Source organism: Pseudomonas sp. CCI1.1, from assembly GCF_034348165.1.
GTDB classification, from domain to species: domain Bacteria; phylum Pseudomonadota; class Gammaproteobacteria; order Pseudomonadales; family Pseudomonadaceae; genus Aquipseudomonas; species Aquipseudomonas paracarnis.
This window is the reverse complement of record NZ_CP133780.1, coordinates 873,352-897,281: the sequence shown is the minus strand read 5'-3', so window position 1 is coordinate 897,281 and position 23,930 is coordinate 873,352. Positions and strand designations below refer to the sequence as shown.

Annotated in this window: 18 protein-coding genes; 8 read left to right on the top strand and 10 right to left on the bottom strand. The window is 56.8% G+C overall.

The genetic code is table 11. The features are described from left to right. Positions 1 to 220: 220 nt before the first annotated feature. On the bottom strand, positions 221 to 1,114 hold the full coding sequence (locus tag RHM69_RS03900) for a TolC family protein (protein ID WP_282376581.1): 894 nt from the start codon (positions 1,112 to 1,114) through the stop codon (positions 221 to 223). 418 nt (positions 1,115 to 1,532) lie between these two features. Between RHM69_RS03900 and chrA the strand changes: the two genes are divergently transcribed. From chrA to RHM69_RS03880, 4 genes are all read left to right on the top strand, one after another. Beyond that, positions 1,533 to 2,738 (top strand): chromate efflux transporter, encoded by a 1,206-nt coding sequence (gene chrA / locus RHM69_RS03895; protein ID WP_017735062.1) that lies wholly within the window; start codon positions 1,533 to 1,535, stop codon positions 2,736 to 2,738. Positions 2,739 to 2,775: 37 nt separating this feature from the next. Continuing rightward, entirely contained in the window at positions 2,776 to 3,054 is a 279-nt protein-coding gene (locus tag RHM69_RS03890; protein WP_024015051.1) for a PadR family transcriptional regulator, read from the top strand. Between the two features lie 582 nt (positions 3,055 to 3,636). Then, the gene (locus RHM69_RS03885; protein ID WP_017735063.1) at positions 3,637 to 5,124 is read left to right on the top strand and encodes a SulP family inorganic anion transporter; all 1,488 of its coding nucleotides are present in this window, start codon (positions 3,637 to 3,639) and stop codon (positions 5,122 to 5,124) included. Between the two features lie 11 nt (positions 5,125 to 5,135). Continuing rightward, positions 5,136 to 5,987: a universal stress protein gene (locus RHM69_RS03880; RefSeq protein WP_017735064.1), complete on the top strand. Its 852-nt coding sequence runs from the start codon at positions 5,136 to 5,138 to the stop codon at positions 5,985 to 5,987. Positions 5,988 to 6,089: 102 nt separating this feature from the next. Here the strand turns inward: RHM69_RS03880 and RHM69_RS03875 are convergent, their stop codons facing one another. The 3 genes from RHM69_RS03875 to RHM69_RS03865 are packed head-to-tail and all read right to left on the bottom strand — an operon-like array spanning position 6,090 to position 9,736. Then, positions 6,090 to 9,083 (bottom strand): Tn3 family transposase, encoded by a 2,994-nt coding sequence (locus RHM69_RS03875; protein ID WP_017335985.1) that lies wholly within the window; start codon positions 9,081 to 9,083, stop codon positions 6,090 to 6,092. Between the two features lie 3 nt (positions 9,084 to 9,086). Beyond that, positions 9,087 to 9,497 (bottom strand): putative toxin-antitoxin system toxin component, PIN family, encoded by a 411-nt coding sequence (locus RHM69_RS03870; RefSeq protein ID WP_017335986.1) that lies wholly within the window; start codon positions 9,495 to 9,497, stop codon positions 9,087 to 9,089. Further along, positions 9,497 to 9,736 (bottom strand): ribbon-helix-helix domain-containing protein, encoded by a 240-nt coding sequence (locus RHM69_RS03865; protein WP_017335987.1) that lies wholly within the window; start codon positions 9,734 to 9,736, stop codon positions 9,497 to 9,499. Before RHM69_RS03865 ends, RHM69_RS03870 begins: the two co-directional genes overlap by 1 nt. A 201-nt stretch (positions 9,737 to 9,937) precedes the next feature. Between RHM69_RS03865 and RHM69_RS03860 the strand changes: the two genes are divergently transcribed. Beyond that, positions 9,938 to 10,855: a recombinase family protein gene (locus tag RHM69_RS03860; RefSeq protein ID WP_017335988.1), complete on the top strand. Its 918-nt coding sequence runs from the start codon at positions 9,938 to 9,940 to the stop codon at positions 10,853 to 10,855. A gap of 227 nt (positions 10,856 to 11,082) precedes the next feature. On the opposite strand, the gene RHM69_RS03855 is transcribed toward RHM69_RS03860, so the two are convergent. Then, positions 11,083 to 12,501, bottom strand: a complete 1,419-nt coding sequence (locus RHM69_RS03855; protein ID WP_212549524.1) for a mannose-1-phosphate guanylyltransferase/mannose-6-phosphate isomerase — start codon at positions 12,499 to 12,501, stop codon at positions 11,083 to 11,085. A gap of 277 nt (positions 12,502 to 12,778) precedes the next feature. Here RHM69_RS03855 and RHM69_RS03850 point away from each other — a divergent pair, with 277 nt between their 5' ends. Beyond that, positions 12,779 to 13,927, top strand: coding sequence for a glycosyltransferase family 4 protein (locus tag RHM69_RS03850; protein ID WP_212549525.1), 1,149 nt, complete (start codon positions 12,779 to 12,781; stop codon positions 13,925 to 13,927). Positions 13,928 to 13,937: 10 nt separating this feature from the next. Here the strand turns inward: RHM69_RS03850 and RHM69_RS03845 are convergent, their stop codons facing one another. From RHM69_RS03845 to RHM69_RS03825, 5 genes are all read right to left on the bottom strand, one after another. Next, on the bottom strand, positions 13,938 to 14,795 hold the full coding sequence (locus tag RHM69_RS03845; protein WP_212549526.1) for a YsnF/AvaK domain-containing protein: 858 nt from the start codon (positions 14,793 to 14,795) through the stop codon (positions 13,938 to 13,940). 48 nt (positions 14,796 to 14,843) lie between these two features. Further along, on the bottom strand, positions 14,844 to 15,989 hold the full coding sequence (locus tag RHM69_RS03840) for an RNA-guided endonuclease InsQ/TnpB family protein (RefSeq protein ID WP_212549527.1): 1,146 nt from the start codon (positions 15,987 to 15,989) through the stop codon (positions 14,844 to 14,846). A gap of 202 nt (positions 15,990 to 16,191) precedes the next feature. Then, positions 16,192 to 17,589: a TolC family outer membrane protein gene (locus RHM69_RS03835; protein ID WP_212549528.1), complete on the bottom strand. Its 1,398-nt coding sequence runs from the start codon at positions 17,587 to 17,589 to the stop codon at positions 16,192 to 16,194. Continuing rightward, positions 17,586 to 18,923, bottom strand: a complete 1,338-nt coding sequence (locus RHM69_RS03830) for an HlyD family type I secretion periplasmic adaptor subunit (RefSeq protein WP_212549529.1) — start codon at positions 18,921 to 18,923, stop codon at positions 17,586 to 17,588. The genes RHM69_RS03835 and RHM69_RS03830 overlap by 4 nt, the downstream gene beginning before the upstream one ends. Before the next feature lie 13 nt (positions 18,924 to 18,936). Further along, on the bottom strand, positions 18,937 to 20,697 hold the full coding sequence (locus tag RHM69_RS03825; RefSeq protein ID WP_212549530.1) for a type I secretion system permease/ATPase: 1,761 nt from the start codon (positions 20,695 to 20,697) through the stop codon (positions 18,937 to 18,939). A gap of 869 nt (positions 20,698 to 21,566) precedes the next feature. Here RHM69_RS03825 and RHM69_RS03820 point away from each other — a divergent pair. Both RHM69_RS03820 and RHM69_RS03815 read left to right on the top strand, forming a co-directional pair. Then, positions 21,567 to 22,394, top strand: a complete 828-nt coding sequence (locus RHM69_RS03820; protein WP_212549555.1) for a hypothetical protein — start codon at positions 21,567 to 21,569, stop codon at positions 22,392 to 22,394. Between the two features lie 18 nt (positions 22,395 to 22,412). After that, positions 22,413 to 23,843, top strand: a complete 1,431-nt coding sequence (locus tag RHM69_RS03815; protein ID WP_212549531.1) for a DUF4214 domain-containing protein — start codon at positions 22,413 to 22,415, stop codon at positions 23,841 to 23,843. The last annotated feature ends 87 nt before the right edge of the window (positions 23,844 to 23,930 follow it).

The window sequence follows — 23,930 nt, the reverse complement described above, 5'->3', positions numbered from 1 at the left end:
CAAGCCTTGAAGGCTGACGCGCATTTGGCTTGAGAACAGTTGATACGAATGCGATTAATCAGAGAGTTCTGCGTTGCATTTGATGCGCGCGCTGGCCCGCGACAGGCTGCGTTAGTGGTCGTCAATTTTCAGGGTTTCCGATATTTTGCGAGCACTAGCACACTCGGTCGCGGTGGCCCGGCATTCCGGCAAGCGCACTCCTGTAAGGGCCACGACGGGCTCAAAACAGCCCCTGCACCCTTTCCAGTTTGCTGCGGGTCATCTGGCCGGTGCGGGTGTGCAGATTGACGTAGCTTTGCAGCACGGCCAGGCGGGTGTCGAGCAGGTCGCGGCGGGCCGAGAACAGGCGTTGTTGGGCATCGAGGATGTCGAGGGTCGAGCGCACGCCGGCCTGGTAGCCTTTTTCAGCCGAGGTCAATGCGATCTGGCTGGAGCGCACGGCGGTGATCAGCGCCCTGATCTTTTCAAAGCCCGCCACCACGCCCAGATAGTTGGCTTCGACGTCTTCGGTCAGTTGCTGCAGTTGCGCGTCGTAGCTGGAGCGAGCGCTTTCCAGGGCTGAGCGGGCCTTTTCCGAGGAGGCGCTGACGCCGCCGCCCTGATAGATCGGAATATCGACGACCACGCCGACGTAGTAAGTCGACTGACGCTGGGACAGTTCGTTGATGTCGCTCTGGTCGACCCGTGCCATACGCCCGCTCAGGGCGACGGTGGGGTAATGCGCGGACTTCTGCAGTTTCAGGTTGGCTTCGGCCACTTTGATCGTGGCCCGGCTGACGCCCAGTTCAGCTGCGGCCTGATCGGCCTTGAGCATCCAGTAGTCGAGGTCTTCTTCGGGTGCCAGCAAGGCGTTGGCCGGTGATGGTTCCTGCATGGGCTGGATGTCGCTCACGGCAATGCCGGCCCTGCCCGAAAGTTTGCGCAACGCGGCGCGGCGCCGGGCTTGCGCTTCAATTTCCTGGGCCTTGATCGCATCCAGGCGTGCCTGGGCCTCTTCCAGGTCGGTAATGGTGCCTTCACCGGCCTCGTACAGACGTTTTGACTGCTTGGCCAACCCCTCGATCGAGGCCTTTTGCTGTGAGGTCAGTTTCAGTTCGTTTTCGACCTGCGCCACGTCGAAGTAGGGGTTTGGGGAGCAATGGAACCAAAAACCAACGTAAGCCCGACTAGCTCCGTTCAGAGCCCTCTTCCCAGGCATCCGACTCGATAAAACCATTGCGCAACTTGACCACCCATTGGCGCCGTTATTGACCAGCCGGCTGCATTCTTGACCAGTTATTTGCATTCGGAGTGACCAGGAGGGGGGCAATAGAGAAAACGGAAAAAATCGTACGCTAAGGCCAAGCGTGTTTTGCTAATGAACTGTGCTAGCAGACAAAACCAGCGGCTAGCACAACATCGATTACTTGCATTGCGACACCCAGTACGAATTGCACGGTACTCCAGTCGTTTTGGGCAGCTATAAAATCGAATTTCGTTATCGAAGTTCGATTATTATGGATTAATCTGTGGAAAATCAGGTAGGCCAACGCATGACTAATACCTCCACCGATGACCGCAGCCCATGGTCGGTTTTTCTTATTTTTCTACGACTTGGATTGACCTCCTTCGGCGGCCCCATCGTGCACTTAGGCTATTTCCGTGACGAGTTCGTCACACGACGGCGCTGGTTGTCTGAACGCAGCTATGCTGATTTAGTGGCGCTGTGCCAATTTCTTCCAGGCCCAGCAAGCAGCCAGGTCGGCATAGCGTTGGGGCTATCACGGGCTGGATATAGCGGGGCGCTGGCTGCTTGGACAGGCTTTACGCTGCCTTCGGCCGTAGCTTTAATCCTGTTCGCGCTGGGCATTTCCAACTATGGGGATTCCGTTTCGCCGGGCGCGTTGCATGGCCTAAAAGTGGTGGCCGTTGCCGTAGTCGCCCAAGCGGTATGGGGCATGGCGCGCAACCTGTGTACGGATGGGCTGAGAGTCACAATAATGGCGATTGCCGCCTGTGCTGTCCTGCTCGTACCGTCCGCGTGGGGGCAGGTTGGTGTGATTGCTGCCGCAGGCATCATAGGCCGACTATTGTTCAAGCCAGCACATACTGTTGAGCACGACCCACTACCTATCACGGTCAGTCACCGGGCCGGCGCACTTTGGCTATCGTTATTTTTTGCCCTGCTGATTGGCCTACCGATCTTGGCAAAATTGCTGCCAAGTCCAACGATGGTGGTAGTGGACGCCTTCTATCGTGTGGGGTCACTAGTGTTCGGTGGTGGCCACGTTGTGTTGCCGCTGCTGCAAGCCGAAGTGGTGTCCTCCGGCTGGGTCAGTAATGAATCCTTCCTCGCGGGGTACGGGGCGGCTCAAGCGGTGCCCGGCCCATTGTTCACATTCGCCGCGTTCCTTGGTGCTTCGATGAGCACCGCTCCCTCTGGCTGGGTCGGCGGTATTGTGTGCCTACTGGCTATCTTCGCACCCTCTTTTCTGCTGGTTGTGGGAGCCATGCCATTTTGGGAGCGCCTGCGTCGCAATACAGGCATGCAAGCCGCGCTGGCTGGGGTCAATGCGGCGGTGGTTGGCCTGCTGCTGGCCGCGTTCTATCACCCTGTATGGACTAGCGCCATATTTCAGCCGCAAGACTTTGTCTTGGCCCTGGTCGCCCTTGTCGCACTGATGTTCTGGAAGCTCCCGCCGTGGCTAGTTGTCGTCGGCAGCGGTGCAGCGGGTTGGCTGTTGAGTATCGCGCTGTGAGGCACGAAAAACGACAGATAAAGACCTGTACGGCGGGTTGATCCGCCTGCACATACTTCACCATGCAGCCGAGAAGCCCGTCTTCGGACTGGGAATCATCGAAGAACTGCAACGACACGGCTACGAGCTGAGCGCCGGGACGGTATACCCAATGCTGCACGGGCTGGAAAAGAAGGGCTATTTGACCTCACGCCACGAACGCACCGGGCGACGTGAACGGCGTGTCTATGAGATCACTGAGCAAGGCCAAGTTGCGCTGGTCGAGGCACGTGCAAAGGTTAAGGAACTGTTCGGCGAGTTGATCGAAGGTTGCTGAGTTTACGGCTTCAACTCGGCGTCAGGCGGTTCACTGGCACCGCGTCAGACTAGGGCCGCTTTCTGCATTTTCTGACGCCAAGGCGTCAATCTCTATGGCCTCAACCTGACAGGCCGAATGCTTAGCGTACGATTTTTTCCGATTTCTCTATCGACCCCAGGAGGATCTGAATTGATCTCTCCACCATGTGTACACTGCCTGACAGCGGAGTTCGTCGCGGTTTAATCTAGAAAGACTTGCCCTAGGGAGATCAGCACGGCTGGAAGAACTGACCCAAACGAGGCAGCAGGTCGCATTTGACGATATCTTCACTGTATACTTTATCGCTCAGCCATACCTCTTGAGCTACAGGAACACCAGCATGACTGTACTCCAAACGATCTACTGGCAGCCTACGCCGCCTTAGCGCTACGCCCCCTCGCAACATCTCGCTTCCGCTAGTTTCGCTCGCGGTCGCGTACTGCTGTATGCCCGGTTTTTACACCCAAGGCACACAGCCAAATAATCCTCACAACTTGAATTCGTATCGACGCGCTCGCCATCTGCCTGGTGTGCGTGTGGTGCATTGCCTTGGATATTCTGATGCTGCAATCGCTCAAACAAACGTGGTTTTCCAACGTCCGTGGAGACGTGCTCGCGGGGATCGTGGTCGCGCTCGCGCTGATCCCGGAGGCCATTGCTTTCTCTATCATTGCCGGCGTCGACCCCAAGGTCGGTCTCTACGCCTCCTTCTGTATCTGTGCTGTCATCGCCTTCGTCGGCGGTCGACCCGGCATGATCTCGGCAGCTACCGGTGCGATGGCACTGCTGATGGTCACCCTGGTAAAAGATCACGGGCTTCAGTATTTGCTGGCAGCCACCTTGCTCTGCGGGGCGCTTCAAATCCTCGCTGGATACCTGAAACTGGGCTCTCTGATGCGCTTTGTTTCGCGCTCGGTAGTCACAGGCTTTGTGAATGCATTGGCGATTCTGATTTTCATGGCGCAGTTACCTGAATTGACCAACGTGACCTGGCACGTTTACGCCATGACCGTAGTGGGCCTCGGAATAATCTATCTGTTTCCGTATGTACCGAAGATCGGCAAGCTGATTCCCTCGCCGCTGGTGTGCATCCTGGCCCTGACGGCCATTGCTATTTACCTCGGTCTGGATATCCGCACTGTGGGTGACATGGGCGAACTGCCGGACACGCTGCCGATTTTCCTGTGGCCTGAAGTCCCGCTGAACGTTGAAACTCTGCGCATCATCTTCCCGTACTCAGCCGCCTTGGCCGTAGTAGGTCTGCTTGAGTCCATGATGACCGCGACCATCGTCGACGATTTGACCGATACCACCAGCAACAAAAACCGTGAATGCAAGGGTCAAGGCATTGCCAACATCGCTGCCGGGATGCTCGGCGGTATGGCAGGCTGCGCCATGATCGGCCAGTCGATCATCAACGTGAAATCCGGTGGACGTACCCGTCTCTCCACATTGTGCGCGGGCATTTTCTTGCTGCTGATGGTCGTTTTCCTCGGCGAATGGCTCTCCAAGATCCCGATGGCTGCATTGGTTGCTGTGATGATCATGGTATCCATCGGCACCTTTAGCTGGGATTCCTTGCGCAATCTGAAAGAGCACCCACTGTCGACCAACCTCGTCATGGTCGCGACCGTTGTGGTGGTCGTGGCAACGCATAATCTGGCTTACGGCGTGTTGGTCGGCGTACTGCTGGCTTCGTTGTTCTTTGCGAACAAGGTCGGACATTACCTCGATATCAAGAGCAGTCTTGAAGAGACGGAGTCGCATCGGACTTACCGCGTGGTAGGCCAGGTGTTCTTCAGCTCGGCAGACAAGTTCACCGAAGTTTTTGACTTCAAGGAAGCGCTCAACAAGGTCACCATCGATCTGACACAGGCGCATTTCTGGGATATCACCGCCGTCGCCGCGCTGGATAAAGTGGTAATCAAGTTCCGTCGCGAGGGCGCCGAGGTTGAAGTGCTGGGTCTAAATGAGGCCAGCGCCACAATCGTTGACCGCTTTGGCGTGCATGACAAACCTGGCGCCATCGACAAGCTCATGAGCCACTAAGGAGATCGACAATGACCCACGTAATGGCATGTATTGATAACTCACAATCCTCATTGGCGGTCTGCGACTACGCAGCATGGGCGTCGCAGCGACTCAACGCGCCTCTTACCTTGCTTCACGTATTGGATGAAGAGAAATACCCAGCAGCAGCTGACCTAAGTGGAAATATTGGTCTCGGCAGTCGAGAGCATCTGCTGGAGGAGCTGGCTACATTGGATGCCCAACGCGCCAGACTCGCTCTGGAACAGGGCCAACACATGCTGGAAAAGGCCAGGGAGCGAACGGTCATTTCCGGCGCTGCGTTTCCTGAGCTGAAGCAGCGCCACGGACACTTGGTAGAAAGTCTGAGCGACCTTCAGGAGGATATTCGACTGTTGGTGATAGGAAGAGTGGGTGAAGACAACTCACGCAACGCGCACAGCCTTGGCAGCCAGATAGAAGCTGTAGTGCGAACAATTCACCGGCCTATCCTGATCACAGCCAACAGCTATAAAAAGCCCGAAAAGGTGATGCTCGCATTTGACGGCAGCTCCACAGCCTACAAAACCATCCAAATGTTTGCCGCCAGTTCGCTTTGCAAAGACTTGCCCATTCATCTTGTTACGGTCGGTGCAGATTCGGTGAGCAATCACGAGGCACTGGGAAAAGCACAAAGCATGCTTCTCTCGGCTGGCTTCCTAGTCCAAGCTGAAATCAGACAAGGTGAGGTGGAGTCGGCTCTGCACGATTATCAGACAGAGCACGGCATTGATCTGCTGGTCATGGGTGCCTATGGGCATTCACGCATCAGGCAGTTTTTGGTAGGAAGCACGACTACGACGATGCTTCGAACAGCCACCATGCCTGTATTGCTGCTGCGCTGAGATAACTCTCTAAGCCACAGTGTTTCTACTTATTGAGAAATGCTGTGGTCAATCCCATCTAAGCTATCTGACAACATAGCCCACTGAGTTCGACCTGCGCACCTAAATATCGTCGTCTGGATTACGCAGTGGCCGTAGCTCACCTCGGGCGACCTCTTCTGGTACCGCGAAGGAGTACCGTCCCAACATATTGATGTGCTCGAAGATCAGCGGCGACAAACGAGCCAGGTCTTCGTCCTGTACCGGGTAGCCGTGCTGCTTTAACCGCTCCACGGCAGCCGTCATGTAGAGGGTATTCCATAGCACAATGATATTTACCACCAGGCCCAGGGCACCGAGTTGATCCTCCTGGCCTTCTCGGTAGCGCTGGCGAAGCTCGCCTCGTTTGCCATGGAACACGGCGCGAGCCAGGCTGTGTCGGCCTTCGCCGCGATTCAGTTGGGTCAGGGTGGCGCGGCGCTTGGACTCATCATCAATGTAGGTCAACGTATGCAGGGTTTTCTCGATCCGTCCGAACTCTGCCAACGCCTGGGCCAGACGGGTCGGACGATCTCCCGTTTGTAGGGTGCGCATGATGCCTGTCGCCGGCACTCGGCCAAGTTTGAGTGAGCCAGCCAAACGCAACAGGTCATCCCAGTGCTCGGCGATCAGGTCGAGCTTGACTGACTGGCGAGCAAGTCCGTTGAGCTTGCCGTAATCCGCGTCCGGGCGGGTGCGCCAGAAGCGGGTACCGCCGACATCAGCCAGGCGCGGGCAGAAGTGATAACCGAGCAGACGGAATAACCCGAACACCACATCGCTGTAAGCACCGGTATCGGTCATGATTTGTGTGGGCTGCAATTCGGTCTGTTGTTCCAGCACAACCGCGAGCAATACTAGGCTGTCGCGCAGGGTGCCGGGCACCGTAATGGCGTTAAGACCGGAAAACTGGTCGGAGATCAGGTTGTACCAGGTGACGCCCCGGCCGGTACCGAAATACTTCGGGTTAGGGCCGGCATGTACGGTACGCACAGGTACGACAAAACGCATGCCATCGGCGGAGGCCACCTCGCCGCCGCCCCAGACCTGAGCCAGCTCCAGTTGACTCTGCGCAGCCACCAAAATGGCATTGGCTGCCGACAGGGTATCGTCACGGAGATAGTTCTGGCTCACCCAGGACAGCCGGTCACGGCGCAGCGCTTGGTTGTCGTTGCGAGTCAAGGGCTCCAGGCCGGTGTTACAGGCTCCTCCCAAGAGCACTGCGCACAAACTCGTCACCAAGTTGTCGGCCCGCGCATTGCGTTCGGACACATGGGTGAAGGCTTCAGTGAAGCCGGTACGAGCGGCGATTTCTAACAGGATTTCCGGCAAATCGACACGCGGCATCAAGTCGGCCACGGCTGCACGCAGTTGCAGCAACGAGTTGGGCTCTTCCAGCTTCTCCAGCGCTCCGAGGGACAGCTCGGTTTTGCCCTCTGTATTCTCACTCAACTGGATCGCAGGATTGTCGGGCAGGCGAGCGGCGACTGCGTACCAAGTCGCATCCAGCTCGGCAGACAAGGCGTCCAAGGTGGTTTTGGCGTCCACAGTCAGGCCCAGTGAGCGACAGATGATCGGTCGCGCCGACAGCCATTCTGCACCATCGAGCAGACCGATACGCGGGTCGGCATAGCGCCAACTGGGTGCAACAAAGACATCGCGGCGGCGTAGGGCCGTGCGTAGTGCATCAAGCGTGCAGAAGACATAGGCGCCCATGTCGAGGGAGCCATCTTCGCGAGTGATGTGGTTCTGCCAAGCCTTGGCCACGATCTCCTGCGGCACGTCATCCTCCGGCTTCCTGCGAGGCAAGTTCAGTTGCAACCAGTCCAAACTAGCCGCCACACCCTTACCCGCCGGGCTGAAGCCGAAGCGAATATGTTTCAATAAGTCAGGAAGGAAACGGCGCACGCTGCGGTAGCGCTCCTCCAGAGCGAGGTAAAACACATCGTTGGCCGGACGGATCAACGCATTGACCTCTTCCAGGGCTTTCTCCAGCGTGACACGTGGCAGGTCGTTGAACAGCCGGGCACGGACATTGTCATCGCTGATCGAGCTATCCAGCACGACCTTGCACGCAGCGGCGAGCATTGCCGCCGAGCGATCCAGGTCTTTTAGACTACGCAACCGAGCCTTCTTGTCAGCCTTCTCTGCGTTGTTGAAGATATCACGCAGTAGCGCTTCCAGAACTTCCAGAGCATCGTCGTGCGCACTGGCTTCCAAGGAAACCGCGAATGCCACCAACGTCGCCAACCGGCGCGACGCCGGCAGTCGATTGATGGCCGTGACCTTCGCGGTGTTGGCAAAGCGAGCCAGGGCGGCAATGCGGCTGGGAGGGATATGCGCAGCTGCCGGTAAGGCGATACCCAACCCGCGTACATCATCCAGCCGACGCAGCGCCCGAACCAGTGCAGGGCCACTGACCATCACCGGGCCGGAGCGTAGTTGATCCAGTCGGGAACTACGGTTGCCTTCGGCCACCAGAAGCAAGTCTTGTAGGTGCTGTCTTTGCTCCTCGGTCACGCTGCGGCCCAAGGTGTACCAGAGGCGTTCTTCAACCCGGCTACGCAGTTGGGCAATGAAGCGCTCTAACTGGGAAATTCCGGGCAATAGGACTTTCTGTGTGAGCAGCCATGAGGTAGCTCGTTCGAACAGCACGCCAGGACGATCAGTACCAGTCCAGCAAAGGGCATACAGCCATCGGCTCAAACGAAAGCCGATGCCTGGGTCAGTAAAGTGGCGATAGCCATAGCGCTCTTGAATATCGGCCGCATGTATCCAGCGACGATGATCGCTATAACGTACAAGACAGTCAGGGTCGGCGATTGCCAATTGCCGACAAAGCACAAGCAGGACTTCCACCGGCACAGCCGTGGGTTTGTCCGGCAAAACACCGACGAAGCGAACGGTAGTCAGCAGAACGGCATAGCCCAAGCGGTTATGGTTGCCCCGTAGTACCTGGACGGCTTCACGGTCTTCATCGCTCAGGTGGAAGTAGCGCTCCAGTTCATCACGGCTGGGCGCATCGATGTAGCGACCAAAGCCGTCGCGTTGCTCCTGAGTCAGAAAACCAACCGGCATCGATCACAGTACCTCGGCGCAGAACACGGCGGGGGTGACAATCCGCGTGCGTTCGATATGTCCGCGCTGCAAGAGGCCTGCGCGTCGATCACCGGTTACTAGGTAGTCCGCATTGCCCGCCAAAGCCATGGCCAGCAGAAAAGAGTCATCCGGATCATCGGCTTCAACCTCAATGGTCAACCGCTCCAATACCACGGCGCGTTGCAGGTTATTGATCATGGCCCCCACTTTGGCAGGCTGAAGGATGGCCTGAAGCTTGGGGTAACGACTGGCGCGACGAATTTCGTCGAGCTGTGCCCGTGAAGTCACCACCTCGAAGCGAGCTGAACGCCAGGCCCGATAGATCGCATCAGGAGACCCATGCGGTGAGATCAGCGCACTGAACAGAATGTTGGTATCCAATACAACCCGCATCAGCGCTTACGCGCCCAGTCGAGCGCTTCTTCAACCGCTTCGGTCAGTTCGGCCTCACTCAGATGGGCATTGGAAACCTTGGCCTGTTCGGCGCTCAGCTCCAGGATGTGTGCCCGCACCGCTTCTTCGATGAAGCGCGACAGGTCGCCCTTACGGCCACCGCCTTGGCTGGCCAGAAACATGCGAAGCGATTGGTCGGTGTCGGTGGAGACGGCGACGTTCCAGCGAGTGGTATTCATGACTTTTTCCAATGTTAGGTGTTTATGTGTTTATACACTCGATCCTCACTGCGCCGCAACGGTTCGATAAAACCCTCGTTTTATAGAACTTTAACGGAAGACCTGCCCAGCTCCGAGTTAGCCCATATTATGGTTTTAAATACTGGTATCGTTAATCAAGGTTCTATTTTCAATTTCTCTGTTGAGTAAACGGTACTTTTGATGAAAATTGGCTATGCGCGGGTGAGTACTCGGGATCAGAACGCCGACCTCCAGATCGATGCTCTGACAAAGGCAGGGTGCGAGCGGATCTATCAAGACGTTGCCAGCGGCTCAAAAAGCGCACGTCCGGAACTGGACAAATTATTGGTTCATGTACGGGCCGGTGATGCTGTGGTGATTTGGAAGCTGGATCGTCTAGGGCGCTCGCTCAAGCACCTGGTCGAACTGGTCGGTGAATTGGCCGCTCGTAACGTTGGCCTGCAAAGTCTGAATGACCCCATCGATACCACCCACGCGCAAGGCCGCTTTGTGTTCAACCTGTTCGCTTCATTGGCAGAGTTCGAACGTGAGTTGATTCGTGAGCGCACACAGGCAGGCTTGTCCGCTGCACGGTCACGTGGTCGAGTCGGTGGCCGCCCGAAGGGGCTGCCCGCTCAGGCGGAAGCGACCGCTATGGCCGCAGAAACGCTGTACCGAGAGGGTCGGTTAAGTGTGAGCGCCATTGGCAAGAAACTGCACATTTCCAAAAGCACGCTTTACCGCTACCTCCGGCATCGCGGCATAACGATCGGCGTACCCGCAAAAATCACCCAGCATCTCAACATCACGGTCCCACCGGCAGTGGACAATGCCGAACGGATCGCGACGGTCATATTGCGCCTGGCCGTCGAGAACAACAGCAAGTTCGTGCGTGGTAAAAAACGGGCACTGGAGAATATCGAGCGTTACTGCCTGGAACCTTACGGCATGAAGCTGCTTGAGTCGGGCAACTACGCGCTGAGCATTCCCTATCGCAACGATGAGGCACTGGATAAGACGGTACATGATCTGCTGACCGAGATCAGCCAAGAGGCCGAGATGCGTAATTGCTTTATCGAGGCAGATGCCTGGGAAGAGGGCTCTGAGCGGAGGTGGTAGGGCTTATGTTGGTTTTTGGTTCCATTGCTCCCCAAACCCCATCTTGATCGTTGCCGCAACAGCCGGCACGGCTTGCATCAACAACAGCGACACGCCAACAGCAACCAGGGCTTTCTTCATGGGATTCTCGATATCGAGGAGGGGTGATATTGAATGGCCACAATGATAGCGCACTATTGACGCGTCACAGGCCAAATGAAAAAAATCATCCGGCCCGTGCAATACCGTTACTTCGGCAAACGCCCGTAGCGGTCTTCAAAGCGCACGATATCGTCTTCACCCAAGTAGGCACCGGACTGCACTTCAATCAGTTCCAGCGGTACTTTGCCGGGGTTGGCCAGCGAGTGTTTGACGCCAAGCGGGATATAGGTCGACTGGTTCTCGGACAGAATCAGTTCCTGTTCACCACAAATGACCTTGGCCGTACCGGACACCACGATCCAGTGCTCGGCGCGGTGGTAGTGCATCTGCAACGACAGGCACTCGCCTGGCAATACGCTGATCCGCTTGACCTGATAACGGTCGCCCATGTCGATGGTGTCGTAATGGCCCCAAGGGCGGTTGACCAGCGGATGGGTCACGAATTCTGGACGCTCTTCGGCCTGCAAGCGCTTGACCACATCCTTGACCTGCTGGCTGTCGTGCTTGTTGGCGACCAGCACGGCATCCTTGGTCTCGATGACGATCAGGTCCTCGACGCCAACGGTGGCCACCAGACGATGGTGCGACTGCACCAGGCAATTGTTGGTGTTGATCGCCAGCACATCACCTTCAAGGCGGTTGGCATGGGCATCGTGCGGGCCCACGTCCCAGATCGCCGACCAGCTGCCCAGGTCGTTCCAGCCGGCATTCAGCGGTACGACCAGACCGGCTTCGGTGTGCTCCATGACGGCATAGTCCACCGACTCGTCGGCGCACAGCGCGAACTGCTCGGCCGGGATATGCGAGAAATAGCTGTCGATTTGCGCATGCGCCAGCGCCACGCGGCAGGCACTGAGAATATCCGGGCGATGACGCTCAAGCTCAGCCAGAAACACCGAGGCGCGGAACATGAACATGCCGCTGTTCCACAGGTACGCACCGCTGGACAGGTACTCGGCCGCCAGTTCAGGCGACGGCTTTTCCTTGAACGCTGCGATGGCGAAACCGCCCTGATCGACCGCCTGGCCGCACTGAATGTAGCCAAACCCGGTTTCAGGGTGGGTCGGCGTGATGCCGAAGGTCACCAGACGGCCGGCTTCGGCATGCGCCTGGGCCACTTGTACGGCCTGACGGAACGCCTCTTCGTTGGGAATATGGTGATCAGCGGCCAGTACCAGCAGCACCGGATCCGTACCATCGGCGGTCGCTTCCAGCGCCGCCAGGGCGATGGCCGGGGCGGTGTTGCGCGCCAGCGGCTCCAGAATGATGCGACGGCTGCCGATCTTTGCCACCCGCAACTGCTCGGCGACGATAAAGCGATGGTTTTCGTTGCTCACCACCAGCGCAGGCGAATGCTCCAGACCTTGCAGACGCGCCAGCGTGCGCTGAAACATCGTCCCCTGATCCTGGCCGTCCAGGGCCAGAAACTGTTTGGGGAAACTCTGCCGCGACAACGGCCACAGACGAGAACCATTACCGCCAGCCAGAATTACGGGGGTGAACATAGAAACTCCATTCCTTAGCCACTAGGGCGTCATGAGGGCAGCATTATCTGAGGGATGTTATTGAGATGCAATACAAGCCCGGGTGCAAGTAGACACGCAAAAGCACGGATATTTCCCTGCTGCAGTGATGTCAGAACATATCCACATTGCCTGCGCATGGTAGTCTGCGCGCCCTGTTCGGCCAGACATGCGGCGATCCGTACGGATTTGCGCCATCCAGCGCCGATATTCACCTGAAAAACCTGATGCAACTGAGCGAATTCGAGAAAAACAAGACATGGACATAGGCTTGAGCTGTACCGTCTGGGCTGGCGGCGCACGGACCGGACATCTGGACGGTATCGGTATTTACTCCCGCGCACTCTGGCAGGGCTTGAACGCCCTGAGCCAAGACAACGACCTGCGCATCAAGCCCTATGCCTTTGGCAAAAACCTGCCGGCCATGCCGTTCGGCAACCCGCAGGTACTGGCCAGGGACTTTCGTATTCATACGGTTCTCGGCGGTGTGCTCAAGCTGCCCTTGAGCAACTCGGGCGACATCGCCCGTGAGGTACAGCTGTTCCATGCCACCGACCACCATATTCCGCTGATTCGCGGCGTGCCGACCATCGCCACAATCATGGACGTGATCCCGCTGCTGCACCCGGAGTGGATCAAGCAAGACCTCAAGCGCCTGAAAAGCTGGCTGTTCATCAACAGCATCCACCGCGCCGACCACATCATCACCATCTCCGAATACAGCAAGCAGGACATGGTCACGCACCTGGGGATAGCACCCGAGCGCATCAGCGTCACCCCGCTGGGCGTCGACCCTGTCTACTTTCAGCGCGTCGACAGCGTAGAGCGCGAGGCGGTGCTGGCCAAACATGGCCTGCAACCGGGCTTCTTTCTGTCGATCGGTACCCTGCAGCCGCGCAAGAACCTGCTGCGTGTGCTTGATGCCTTTGAACTACTGCCGCCCGAAGTACGCAAGGCGCATCCGCTGATCGTGGTCGGCCGCGATGGCTGGCACAACGAAGCCCTGCTGCCGCGCCTTGAAGCACTGCAACAACGTGGCGAGGGCCGCTGGCTGAGCTATTTGCCGCAAAGCGACGTCATGGCCCTGCTGCAAAGCGCCGGCGCCCTGGTGTTCGCCTCGCTGTATGAAGGCTTTGGCCTGCCGGCCATCGAAGCCTTTGCCGCACAATGCCCGCTGATTGCCTCCAACAGCACCTCGCTGCCGGAAGTCACCGGCGACGCCGCCTGGGCGGTCGACCCGCACGACGCACAGAGCATCGCTGCCGCCATGCAAGCGGTACTGCAGCAACCTGAAGAACGCGAGCGCAAAGTGCGCCTGGGCCTGGAACGCGCCCGCCAGTTCACCTGGAGCGCCTGCGCGCAACAGACCCTGGAGGTTTACCAGAAGGTGTTGGCGAACAGGCGCTGAGGCCAGGTGTTTATGGACGGTTTTTCAGGGGATCGTCCAGTTTGACCACCTCATCGCGATGCAGCATCGAGCCAGGCTCGGTCTGCACATCGACATCGGTACGGCGCACCGTGTCTCGCACGGTCTCGGTATGGTCAGATGACTGCCTGCCCACGCTGACTTCCTCGACCACACGGGCGGTTTTTTCCACCACGAGTTCTTCGGCGGTTTCCTGGATTTCTATGAAGCCCTCCTTGAAGCTGTCCAGCTCATCGGCCGTGGCAGGACGATCAACCGGATGGCGCTCGATGTAAGCGTGTTCCTCGTGCAGGCTGACGGTCTCCTCGATCGGCCGTTCGGTCACGCGTGAAACAACCCGAACGCGCCCGGTATTGATCACCCGTTTACCGACCCGCAGGCTTTCTTCAATAATCGGAATCGAGGTACGGTCATCCACCAGACGGGTTTCCGCCAGTGGCGCGACCACGTCCGTGACGCCGGCGGCCTCGATATCCCAGGTGGACGAGCGCTCATCGATATCGAACGCGCCGTTGTGCTCCAGAATATCTTCGGCCTGCTCTAACTGCTCATCGGTGTCGAGCGTGATCGTCAGCAGCGTGGCGCCACGGCGGTAGGCTTCCGGGTAAGCCGTCGCGTAACGGTGGGGTTTATCTTCATCGTCGCCGCTGAACAGCGAACCGAAGAATTGACCGACCTTGTGCCCGAACGGCGCGTGATCGTCCTCGGCGCCAACACCGTGCTCGGGCGAGGAAAGCTTGATATGGCTCTCAGGAATGTTGTAGCTCAGCAACTGAGCCTTGGCTTCATTAGCTTTTTCCAGCTCATCGAAGGCAGCGACTAATGTATGCGTCTTGACGTCCTCCCCCACCTCGATCTTCGATCATCGCCACAGGCGAAAAGGAAGGGGATTCCTGCTTCACAGAGCACAGCCCCAGGCTACTTGAGCCATCGGTCTTACACGCTCTCCACAGGCTAGCACCGTGAGTCCCACGGCTTTGATATTCTTTGCAGCATTGGTGTCGCGATCATGCTCGGCGTTGCACGATGGGCATGCCCACATTCGAGTCGAGAGTGATAATTTGGCCAGTACGTGACCACAACCTGAACAGGTTTTGCTGCTCGGGTACCACTGATCAATCCTCACGATCTGCCGGCCCGCCCAGTCACCCTTGTACTCCAGCTGCCGGGCGAACTCACCCCAGGCGGCGTCGGCAATGGCCTTGGACAGCGTGCGATTCCTGATCATGTTTTTGACTTTCAAAGACTCGACGCAGATCACTTGGTTTTCGTTGATCAATCTGCGCGACACCTGATGAAGGTTGTCCTGGCGGGCATCTGAAATTTTTGCGTGCAGCCTGGCCACCTTTCGCTTGGCTTTCAGGCGATTGGCTGAGCCGAGCTTCTTTTTGGCCAGTCGGCGCTGTAGCAGCGCGAGCCGGGCGGCGTATTTGGCCGTGTGCTTTGGATTGGGCTCTTTCTGTCCGTCGCATCGCGTAAACAGATCCGTGATCCCCAGATCAATGCCGATCATGTTTGGCGAAACCGTGAGTTTTTCAGGCTCAAAGTCGCACAGTAAAGACACGAAATAACGACCAGACCTGTCTTTTGAAACCGTGACGGTGGAAGGCTCACCCGGAACGCCTCGGCTCCAGCGAACATCAAGGGGCACCTTGCTTTTCGCAATGAAAAGCTTCCCGTCGACATACTTGAAGGCGCTGCGCGTGAACTCAGCGGACTGACGATGGTGTTTCTTTTTGAATGAAGGGTATCCGGAGCGCTTTTCGAAGAAGTTGGTGAAAGCCTTTTGCTGGTGGCGAAGCACCTGCTGCAGAGGAACGCAGGAGACCTCGTTGAGCCATGCCTTCTCTGGGTCCTTCTTTAATTGGGTCAATGCCGCATTAGCGCCAGTAAAGCCAATTGTCGTCTTGTCTTCGGCGTAAGCTTTGGAGCGAAAATCCAGGATGTAATTGTAGACGTAGCGTACACAGCCAAAGGTTTTCTCCAGTAGCAGTTTCTGCTCTGAAGTGGGGTAAAACCTGAATTTATAGGCGCGCTTGCTCATCGATGGATAGTGCCATCAAGCTGTATTTATGTACAGCCTATGCGGCTACGCCGCGCTCCTTTCCTCCCCCACCTGAAGGAAGGGGTTTCTCGGAGTAATCTGGATGACCTGTGGGAGGGGCCGGTCGGCGCCTCGATCTGCCGGCGATGAGGCCGGCATGGGCAAAGACAATGGCGATGCCGGCCACCGATTGCGCAGCGCCTTAGCGAATCCCGGTCGGGGCCGGTTTGGCGGGTTCTTGCGCCACGGCAGTGCCACCCAGCCAGACGTTGACGCTGTCGATACTGTCTTGCGGTGGACGCCCGGCCCAGCGGTTCAGGATGAACAGGTTGGTGATGAAGTCGTATTGCGCCTTGAGCAGATCTCGGCGGGCTTTGAATTCGGTCTGCACGCTGTTAAGCACATCCACCGCATTCACCACGCCGTACTTGAACGCTTGCTCCGCCGCATTGCTCGACTCTTTTGCCGAATCCAGGGCGTTCTTGCTGGCCCGCACCTTCTCGACACTGGAAAACGCCGTCAGGTACGAGTTGGTGGTCTCCTTGACCACCTGCCGGCGCGCCGCTTCAAGTTCCTGCTCGACCGCCAGTTGCTCGTCGTACAGTCCACGCACCCGCGCCGACGTCGAGCCGCCGCTGTAGAGCGGCACTTTCAGGTTGATGGTCGCCACGTAACTGTCGCTGCGACTGGTCAGCGTGTTGTCGTAACCGACGTCACTCTGCTGCCCGCTGATGCTGAAACCCAGGGTCGGATAATGCCCGCCCTTGCCTTCACGCACGGCGGCATTGGCCACCTCGACATTGCTTTCACGCGACTTGAGCATCGGGTTGCTGTCCATCGCCTGGGTCACCCAGCTTTCCAGCGAATTACCCGGCACTTCAAAGGCAATGTCGTTACGAATACGGCTCAAAGGCTCGACGATCGGCCGGCCGACCAGCTCTGACAACGCTGCACGGCTGATACGCACCTGATTGCGCGCCTCGATCTCCTGGGCGGCCAACAAGTCGACCCGCGCCTTGAGGTCCAGCACATCGGTCTTCTTGGCAAACTGGCGCTCGTACAACGCCGACACCAGATCCAGGTTCTTCTGCGTGGCGCGCCGCTCGGCCATCAACAGCTCAAGCTCGTCGTCGGCCGACAACGCCACGAAATAGCGTTTGGCCAGATCGACCGTCGCCTCCGCCTGTGCATCATCGGCCTGCTGGCCTTTCTGCAGCGTGACGCTCTTGGACTTCTGATACCCCTCCCAGACCGCCTTGTTGTACAAGTGCTGGGTCAGGCTCAAACCGTAGCTTGAGTTGTTATAGATGTCGCGCTCGGCATCATTCTTGCGCAACACCCGGTTGAAACTGCCATTGGCCGACACCTGCGGCAGCAACGTACCGAACGCCTCACGCTCTTTCTCCTCCGCCGACCGGGCACGCAGATAGGCGGCCAGGATGCGCGGGTCTTCAAGACGAGACTGGCGAAACAGCTCCATCAGGTCGATGGTCTGCAACGATTCGCGGGTGACCTGAGGGGCATCGGGTTGTGCGGCCTGGGCCTGGTACGAGACCAGGCCCAACGCCAGAACGAGAGGTAATAAACGCAGCACGGTCATTCCTCGATCATCGACTTGGCAAACATATTGCGCGCAGGCTTGAGCAGGTATTCAAGCATGGTGCGGCTACCGGCGTTGATCAGCACTTCGGCAGGCATGCCCGGTTGCAGGCGGCGATCGGCGAGTTTTTTGATGCCGTCTTCGGTGAGCTTGACGCGTACGAGGTAGTAAGGGGTGCCGTCTTTTTCTTCAGTAAGCCGGTCGGCAGAAATACCCACCACCGTACCTTCAATTATCGGAGTAGTAGAGGCGTTAAAGGCGGTGAAACGGATATCTGTCAGCTTGCCCAGCTCGACACGATCAATGTCGTTGGTCGAAATATGTGCCTCGACTACCAGATCGGAAGACTCCGGCACGATGTCCAGCAACGGCGTTGCCGGGCTGACCACACCACCTACGGTGTGAACCTTCATGTCCAGTACCATGCCGTCTTCAGGTGCCCGAATCACGATTCGAGACAGACGATCCTCAAGGGCTGCGGCCTTCTCTTGCAGATCGAATACATTGGCCTGCACATCGCTGAGTTCATTGACCACGTCAGAGTTGAATTTCTTGTTCAACTGAACGATCTGCAGCTCGGTTTCGCTGATCTGCAACTGGGTCTTGGTGATCGTAGACTCATGATCAGCCACTTCGGATTTGAGCATGTCCAGGCGGCGCTCCTGCTCAAGCAAGCGCTGTTTCTCGACAAAGCCCTGAGCCAGTAATGGCTTGAGTTCGGCGATCTCGCTGCTGTACGAACGCTGCAAGCTGCCTTTGGTACGAATCATGTCCTTGAGGCCGATGATCTGCTGCTTCAACTGACCGATACGCTCACGCTGCACTGAAATCTCGCCCAGCATAGAGAGCTTGCGGGCTTTGAACACCTGTTGCTCGCCAGCGATGGCTTCTTGAGCACGCTGGCTGTCAGTATCCTTGATCACCAACGCCGGAATCTCGTCCAGACCATCGCGCTCGGCACGCAAACGGGCTTCCTTGGCCTTGGCGGACACCAACTGGTTACGCGTCGATTCGTACTCTGCGCTCAATTGCGCCTCATCCAGCACGATCAGCGGATCACCCTTATGCACGGTATCGCCATCACGTGCCAGCAACTCTTTAACGATGCCGCCTTCCAAATGCTGAACCGTCTTGCGGTAGCTCTGAACCATCACCACGCCCGAGCCATACACCGCATTATCCAGCGGCGCCACAGCAGCCCAAGTGCCAAACAGGCCAAAGGTCACCAGTACGATCGTCATCCCGATGCGGCGAATACCGCGATCGGAGGTCGGCATATCATCAGAGTGCTCGTCGTACTGCTCATCGAGCACATTCACTGCTTTACTGCTCATCTACGAATTCCTTTCACGCGCCAGGTTGCGCGGGGGCAACGGCAGTACCGGCTGACGCCGCCTTCTGTTGAGCTTGCAGTTGCGCAGCCTTGGCCTGCTGCTGGGCCAGTTCGGCAATCACTTGTTCGCGGGCGCCGTATAGGCTGATGGTGCCGTTACTAAGTACCATGACTCGATCAAGACGCGACAAAATGCTCGGCCGATGCGAAATTATGAACACCGTGGCTCCAGTTTCCTTGACCTTTTCTAGGGCAACGCTCAAAGCACGCTCGCCGACATCATCAAGGTTGGAATTGGGCTCATCGAGCACGATCAACCGCGGGCTGCCGTACAAAGCACGCGCTAGGCCGACACGCTGACGCTGACCACCAGAGAGGTTGATGCCCTCACTGCCGATTACGGTGTCGTAACCATCAGGCTGCTGCAGAATCAGCTCATGCACACCGGCCATACGCGCAGCCAATACGACCTTATCGGGGTCGACTTTGCCAAAACGAGCGATGTTGTCACTGATGGTACCTTCAAACAGCTCGATATCCTGCGGCAGGTAACCCAGGTGCGGCCCTAGGCGCTCCTTGTCCCAGCTGCTGATATCGGCGCCGTCCAGACGTACTACGCCGTTTTTCGGTGTCCAAATACCCAGCAGTGCACGCGCCAGTGTCGACTTGCCAGCGCCGCTTGGGCCGACGATACCAACAATGCTACCTGCCGGTGTTACGAAGCTGATATTACGGATGACGGCAGATTTGGCGCCTGGCGGGGAAACCACAAGGTTTTCGACCTGAATGTCACCTTGAGGGTCAGGCAACGCCATACGTTGAGGCTCGGCGTTGAGTTGCTCCATGGTTTCGTTCAGGCGAGCATATTGCACACGGGCAGCTACGAAGCCTTTCCAGCTGTTGATCATCTGGTCAATAGGCGCAAGGGCACGACCTAGCAGTAGAGAACCCGCCATCATCAAACCTGGGTTGACCTCATGCGTGATCACCAGATAGGCACCTAAGGCAAGCATGATTGACTGCGCCCACTGCCTGAACGTACGAGATATCGAGCTAAGGATGCCGCCCTTATCGCTTGCCTCAGACTGCAATACGAGAACTCGACGCTGCCGCTTGGACCAACGTGCCATCAATGTATCGAGCATTCCCATTGACTCGATGACTTCGGCATTACGCAAGGTTTTGGTGGTTTGTAGGTTAGCGGCCACGCTTTGCTGGTTAGCCTCAGTGAGAGCCTTACCAGTAAAACGATGATTAAAATACGCCAGCACAACCAAGACGATTGCCGAGGCCACCGTCATCCAGCCAAACCACGGATGGAAAAGGAACATGACCGCCGTATAGATCGGCAGCCAAGGCGCGTCAAAAAAAGCAAACAGACCGTTACCGGTCAGAAACTGCCTTAATGACGTCAAGTCATTAAGCGACTGAGCCGAAGCATCCATACCGCCGCTGTTCAACGCTTTCTTGAAGCTGGCGCGGTATACATCACGGCTCAGCAACGTATCCAGACGGTTGCTGATGCGCACCATAATCCGTGAACGCACCCATTCCAGTGACCCTAATGTCATCATCAAAATGGTCAGGATCAGTGTCAACATGATCAATGTCGGGATACTGGCTGTAGGCACCACCCGGCCAGTAACCTGAATCATGTAGAAGGTGGGCACCAGCATCAAAGCGTTTACAAACAGGCTGAAGAAGCCAACGGAGAGAAAACTGCTTTTGCAGACCTTGAGGGCAGCCTGCAAATTATTTTCGTGTGAACGACTCATAGAATCCGTACTGATGAGGGGCGGCAAAGGCGCGGCAGTGTAGCACCGGCGGTGATGCCGATGCAGCATTAGAGGGCCATCAAGTTAACCAAAGCACCAGTAAACACAAGTGAATCTTTTCCCAATGGTGCTTGCCGGTGGAGGGAAAAACAGTCAAAGCAGCTTTTAAAAACCATGAAAAGTTCCATTTTATTTTCTGTTTCCGACAGACGAGCCGCTCAGGCGTAAGTATCAAAATTAGCTCCTAATGCACCTGCTTACGGACCGAAAACAGTATCTGTGTATAAAGACATAACGAGACGGCATAACTTGAAAACAGCATGAACCGACAACCAAATACAGATGCTCTATTAATTTTTACCAAGAATCCTGCACCAGACCTCAGGCCAAAAATTTTGTTCCCGTACCGAAAAAAAATATCAAAGCGCCTTGTCTCGATGCAGACCTCCTCAGAAGGAAAATGCCCGTAAAGCCTGGCCCGCACACCACGTAACACGATGTTACGTGAGGCTTGTAGATCCACTAGAGTACGACTGGAGCGTGGTCTCGCCCGAAGCTAGAAGTACCATTCGTCGCACTCTCATGGTTCAGCTACTGATACCTGACCCGTGTCAGCGCAGGGAAAATTTCCCACAAGGCTTAGAGAATTTTCCTCTCAACTCAATTGACATTTCCCACAAATGGATTACCCTCTCGACTTCGTGACTCGGAATGGGTCGCCTGAACAATTACATCTAGAGAAGTTGGTTAGCGTCTTTAGGTCGCTAATAGATGTAGCCGCTCAAGATGAGAAGGAAGCTTATTGAGTGCAGTCGCAAAAACACGATGGCCTGAAAATCAATTCCCGGATCACCCTGCTGGAACCCGGGATGTACATTTTCCGCTACGCCTCACAGCCCACTGCTGAAAAAAGCGTCTGCATCGCCTTGCAGCAAGCGCCGCTGGGTAAGGGTGCGATTGACTTTTTCCCCGCTGAAGGCGTGAGCAAGAACATCCTCACCAAGCTGGGCGACTGCATCATCGGTCGCGTCAAAGGCGGCGTCACTACGGTTCTGATCACTGAATACTACCTGGCCAACCATGAGGTTGAGCCGGTGGATTTGCGCATCGACCGCATCGACACCTCTGCCGCCATCATGCGCAATATTAAGCCTACTATTTCCTCCCCGGACACTGCAGCCCTGTCAAATATGACACCTGGCGCTGCCGTACTGACATTGACGGGTCATATCGAACAAATCGGTGACGTCAGTGTCATTAACCAGTGCCTGGGTGATGAAGCCGGGCAAAGCCGCCTTGAAGGTTTCGCTATCAATTGGGCTAACAAGCCTCAAGGCGTAGATCTTGCCTACACCACCACATTGGCAGGTGCTGGCCCCGGTCAAAAAGTAATGACCGGCAGTTTTACGGGCGCCCGTAATAAAGCTGCAGCAATCATTGCCGTAGGCTTCAGCCTCACAGGCCCGGAACGCGCCGACTATGAGTTGGCAGGCCATGTGGTATTTGCCGGGGGTGACCGGCAGGCAATCGTCACCGATCAAATGATTTTTGGACCCAGTGGCAGTGAGCCGCTGGTTGCAATGAGTTTAACGATTACTCCCAGGAACGAGATCAACGCCCTCCGCCATACATCTCAAAGTCAAAGGGAACAACCTGCGATTACGCAGACGGATAGCAACATAGGCCAACTGGCCTGATATGGCAGGAATTGACTCATGGCATTGCAATACGACACTCCAGTATCGAAAACCGCATTCGTAGCCGCTCTGGATGCTAACCCAAGCATCTCCGCTACTACTCTGGATGCAATCAACAGCGTACTGGGCCTGGACACTGCTGAATCTCTGGTAGTTGCTGGTTGGGACGGTCAAGGTGCAGTTGTTGCTCCAGTTGGTCAGGTTCCTGACGTTCTGGCTATCAGCATCGACGGCACTACTGCTACTACTCTGGAACTGCCAGCTGGCACCGAAGACACCAAAGTTATCGTCATCGAAAGCGATGCCGGCGTAACTCTGACTGTCGGTGAAGAAGCTGCTGCTTCTGCTCGTCTGTTCGCAGCCGACGCAACTGTAGCTGCTGACGCTACTGCAGCTGCTGGTGGCATCGCTCAAGTCATCGTTGGCGGTAACGGCAACGACACCCTGACTGTCAACGGCAGCACCAACGTTCTGCTGGACGGCGGCAACGGTAACGACATCCTGACCACTGGCAGCGGCAATGACGTGATCATCGCTGGCACAGGTGTTAACACCATTTCTGCTGGCGCAGGCGATGACACTATCGTTGTTGGCAAAGGCATCGACACTGTCAACGCTGGTGACGGCTTCGACACCATCCAGGTCGAAGGCAATAGCGCTAACTTCACTGCTACTGCTGCTGGCGGCTCGCTGGTTCTGACTGGTACTGGTGGTGTTTCCGCTACTGTTACCGACGCTGAGTTCGTTTCCTTCGCTGACGGCAAGACTCTGGCTGTTGTCGGTACTGAAGAAGAAGCTGAAGCTCTGTCGCTGTACCAAGCCCTGCTGGGTCGTGACGTTGACGCTGGCGGCGCTGCCAACTTCACCGCTCAAGTACAAAGCGGTACTTCGGTAACTGAAATCGCCCAGTCGTTCCTGACCTCGGACGAGCACTTCAGCAACCTGCGTGCTGACTTCCTGACCGACGTTTACTCGTCGCTGCTGGGTCGTGAAGTTGACGCTACCGGTGCTGCTACCTGGCAGGCTCAGTTCGAAGCTGGCGCTACCCGTGGTGAAGTCATCGGCGCAATCGCTGCTTCTGACGAAGCTGCTAGCCTGAGCGACGAAGACTTCGTTTCGGCTCTGTACACTGCCGCTCTGGGCCGTGATGCAGAAGAAGCTGGTCTGAACAACTGGGTATCGCTGCTGGCTTCCGGTACTTCGCGTACTGAAGTTGCCGACACCATCTACGCCTCGACTGAGTCGAACACCAAAATCAACACTGATTTCGTTGATTCGCTGTTCACCAACGCTTTCGGCGCAGACACCAACGAACTGGCCAAAGACTTCGCAGTCAAGGCTCTGGACGGTGGTTCGGTAACTCAGGCAGACGTAGTGATCGCGGTCATCGGTCAGCCTGAAGCTCAAGATCACATCACCAATGTGATCGTGGTACCTGGCGCGGTCTAATCCCCGTACCAATGCAACAAAGCTGAACGCCTCCAGCCGCAAGGCTGGGGGTTTTCAAAAAAAGGGGCACCTTCGGGCGCCCCTCTT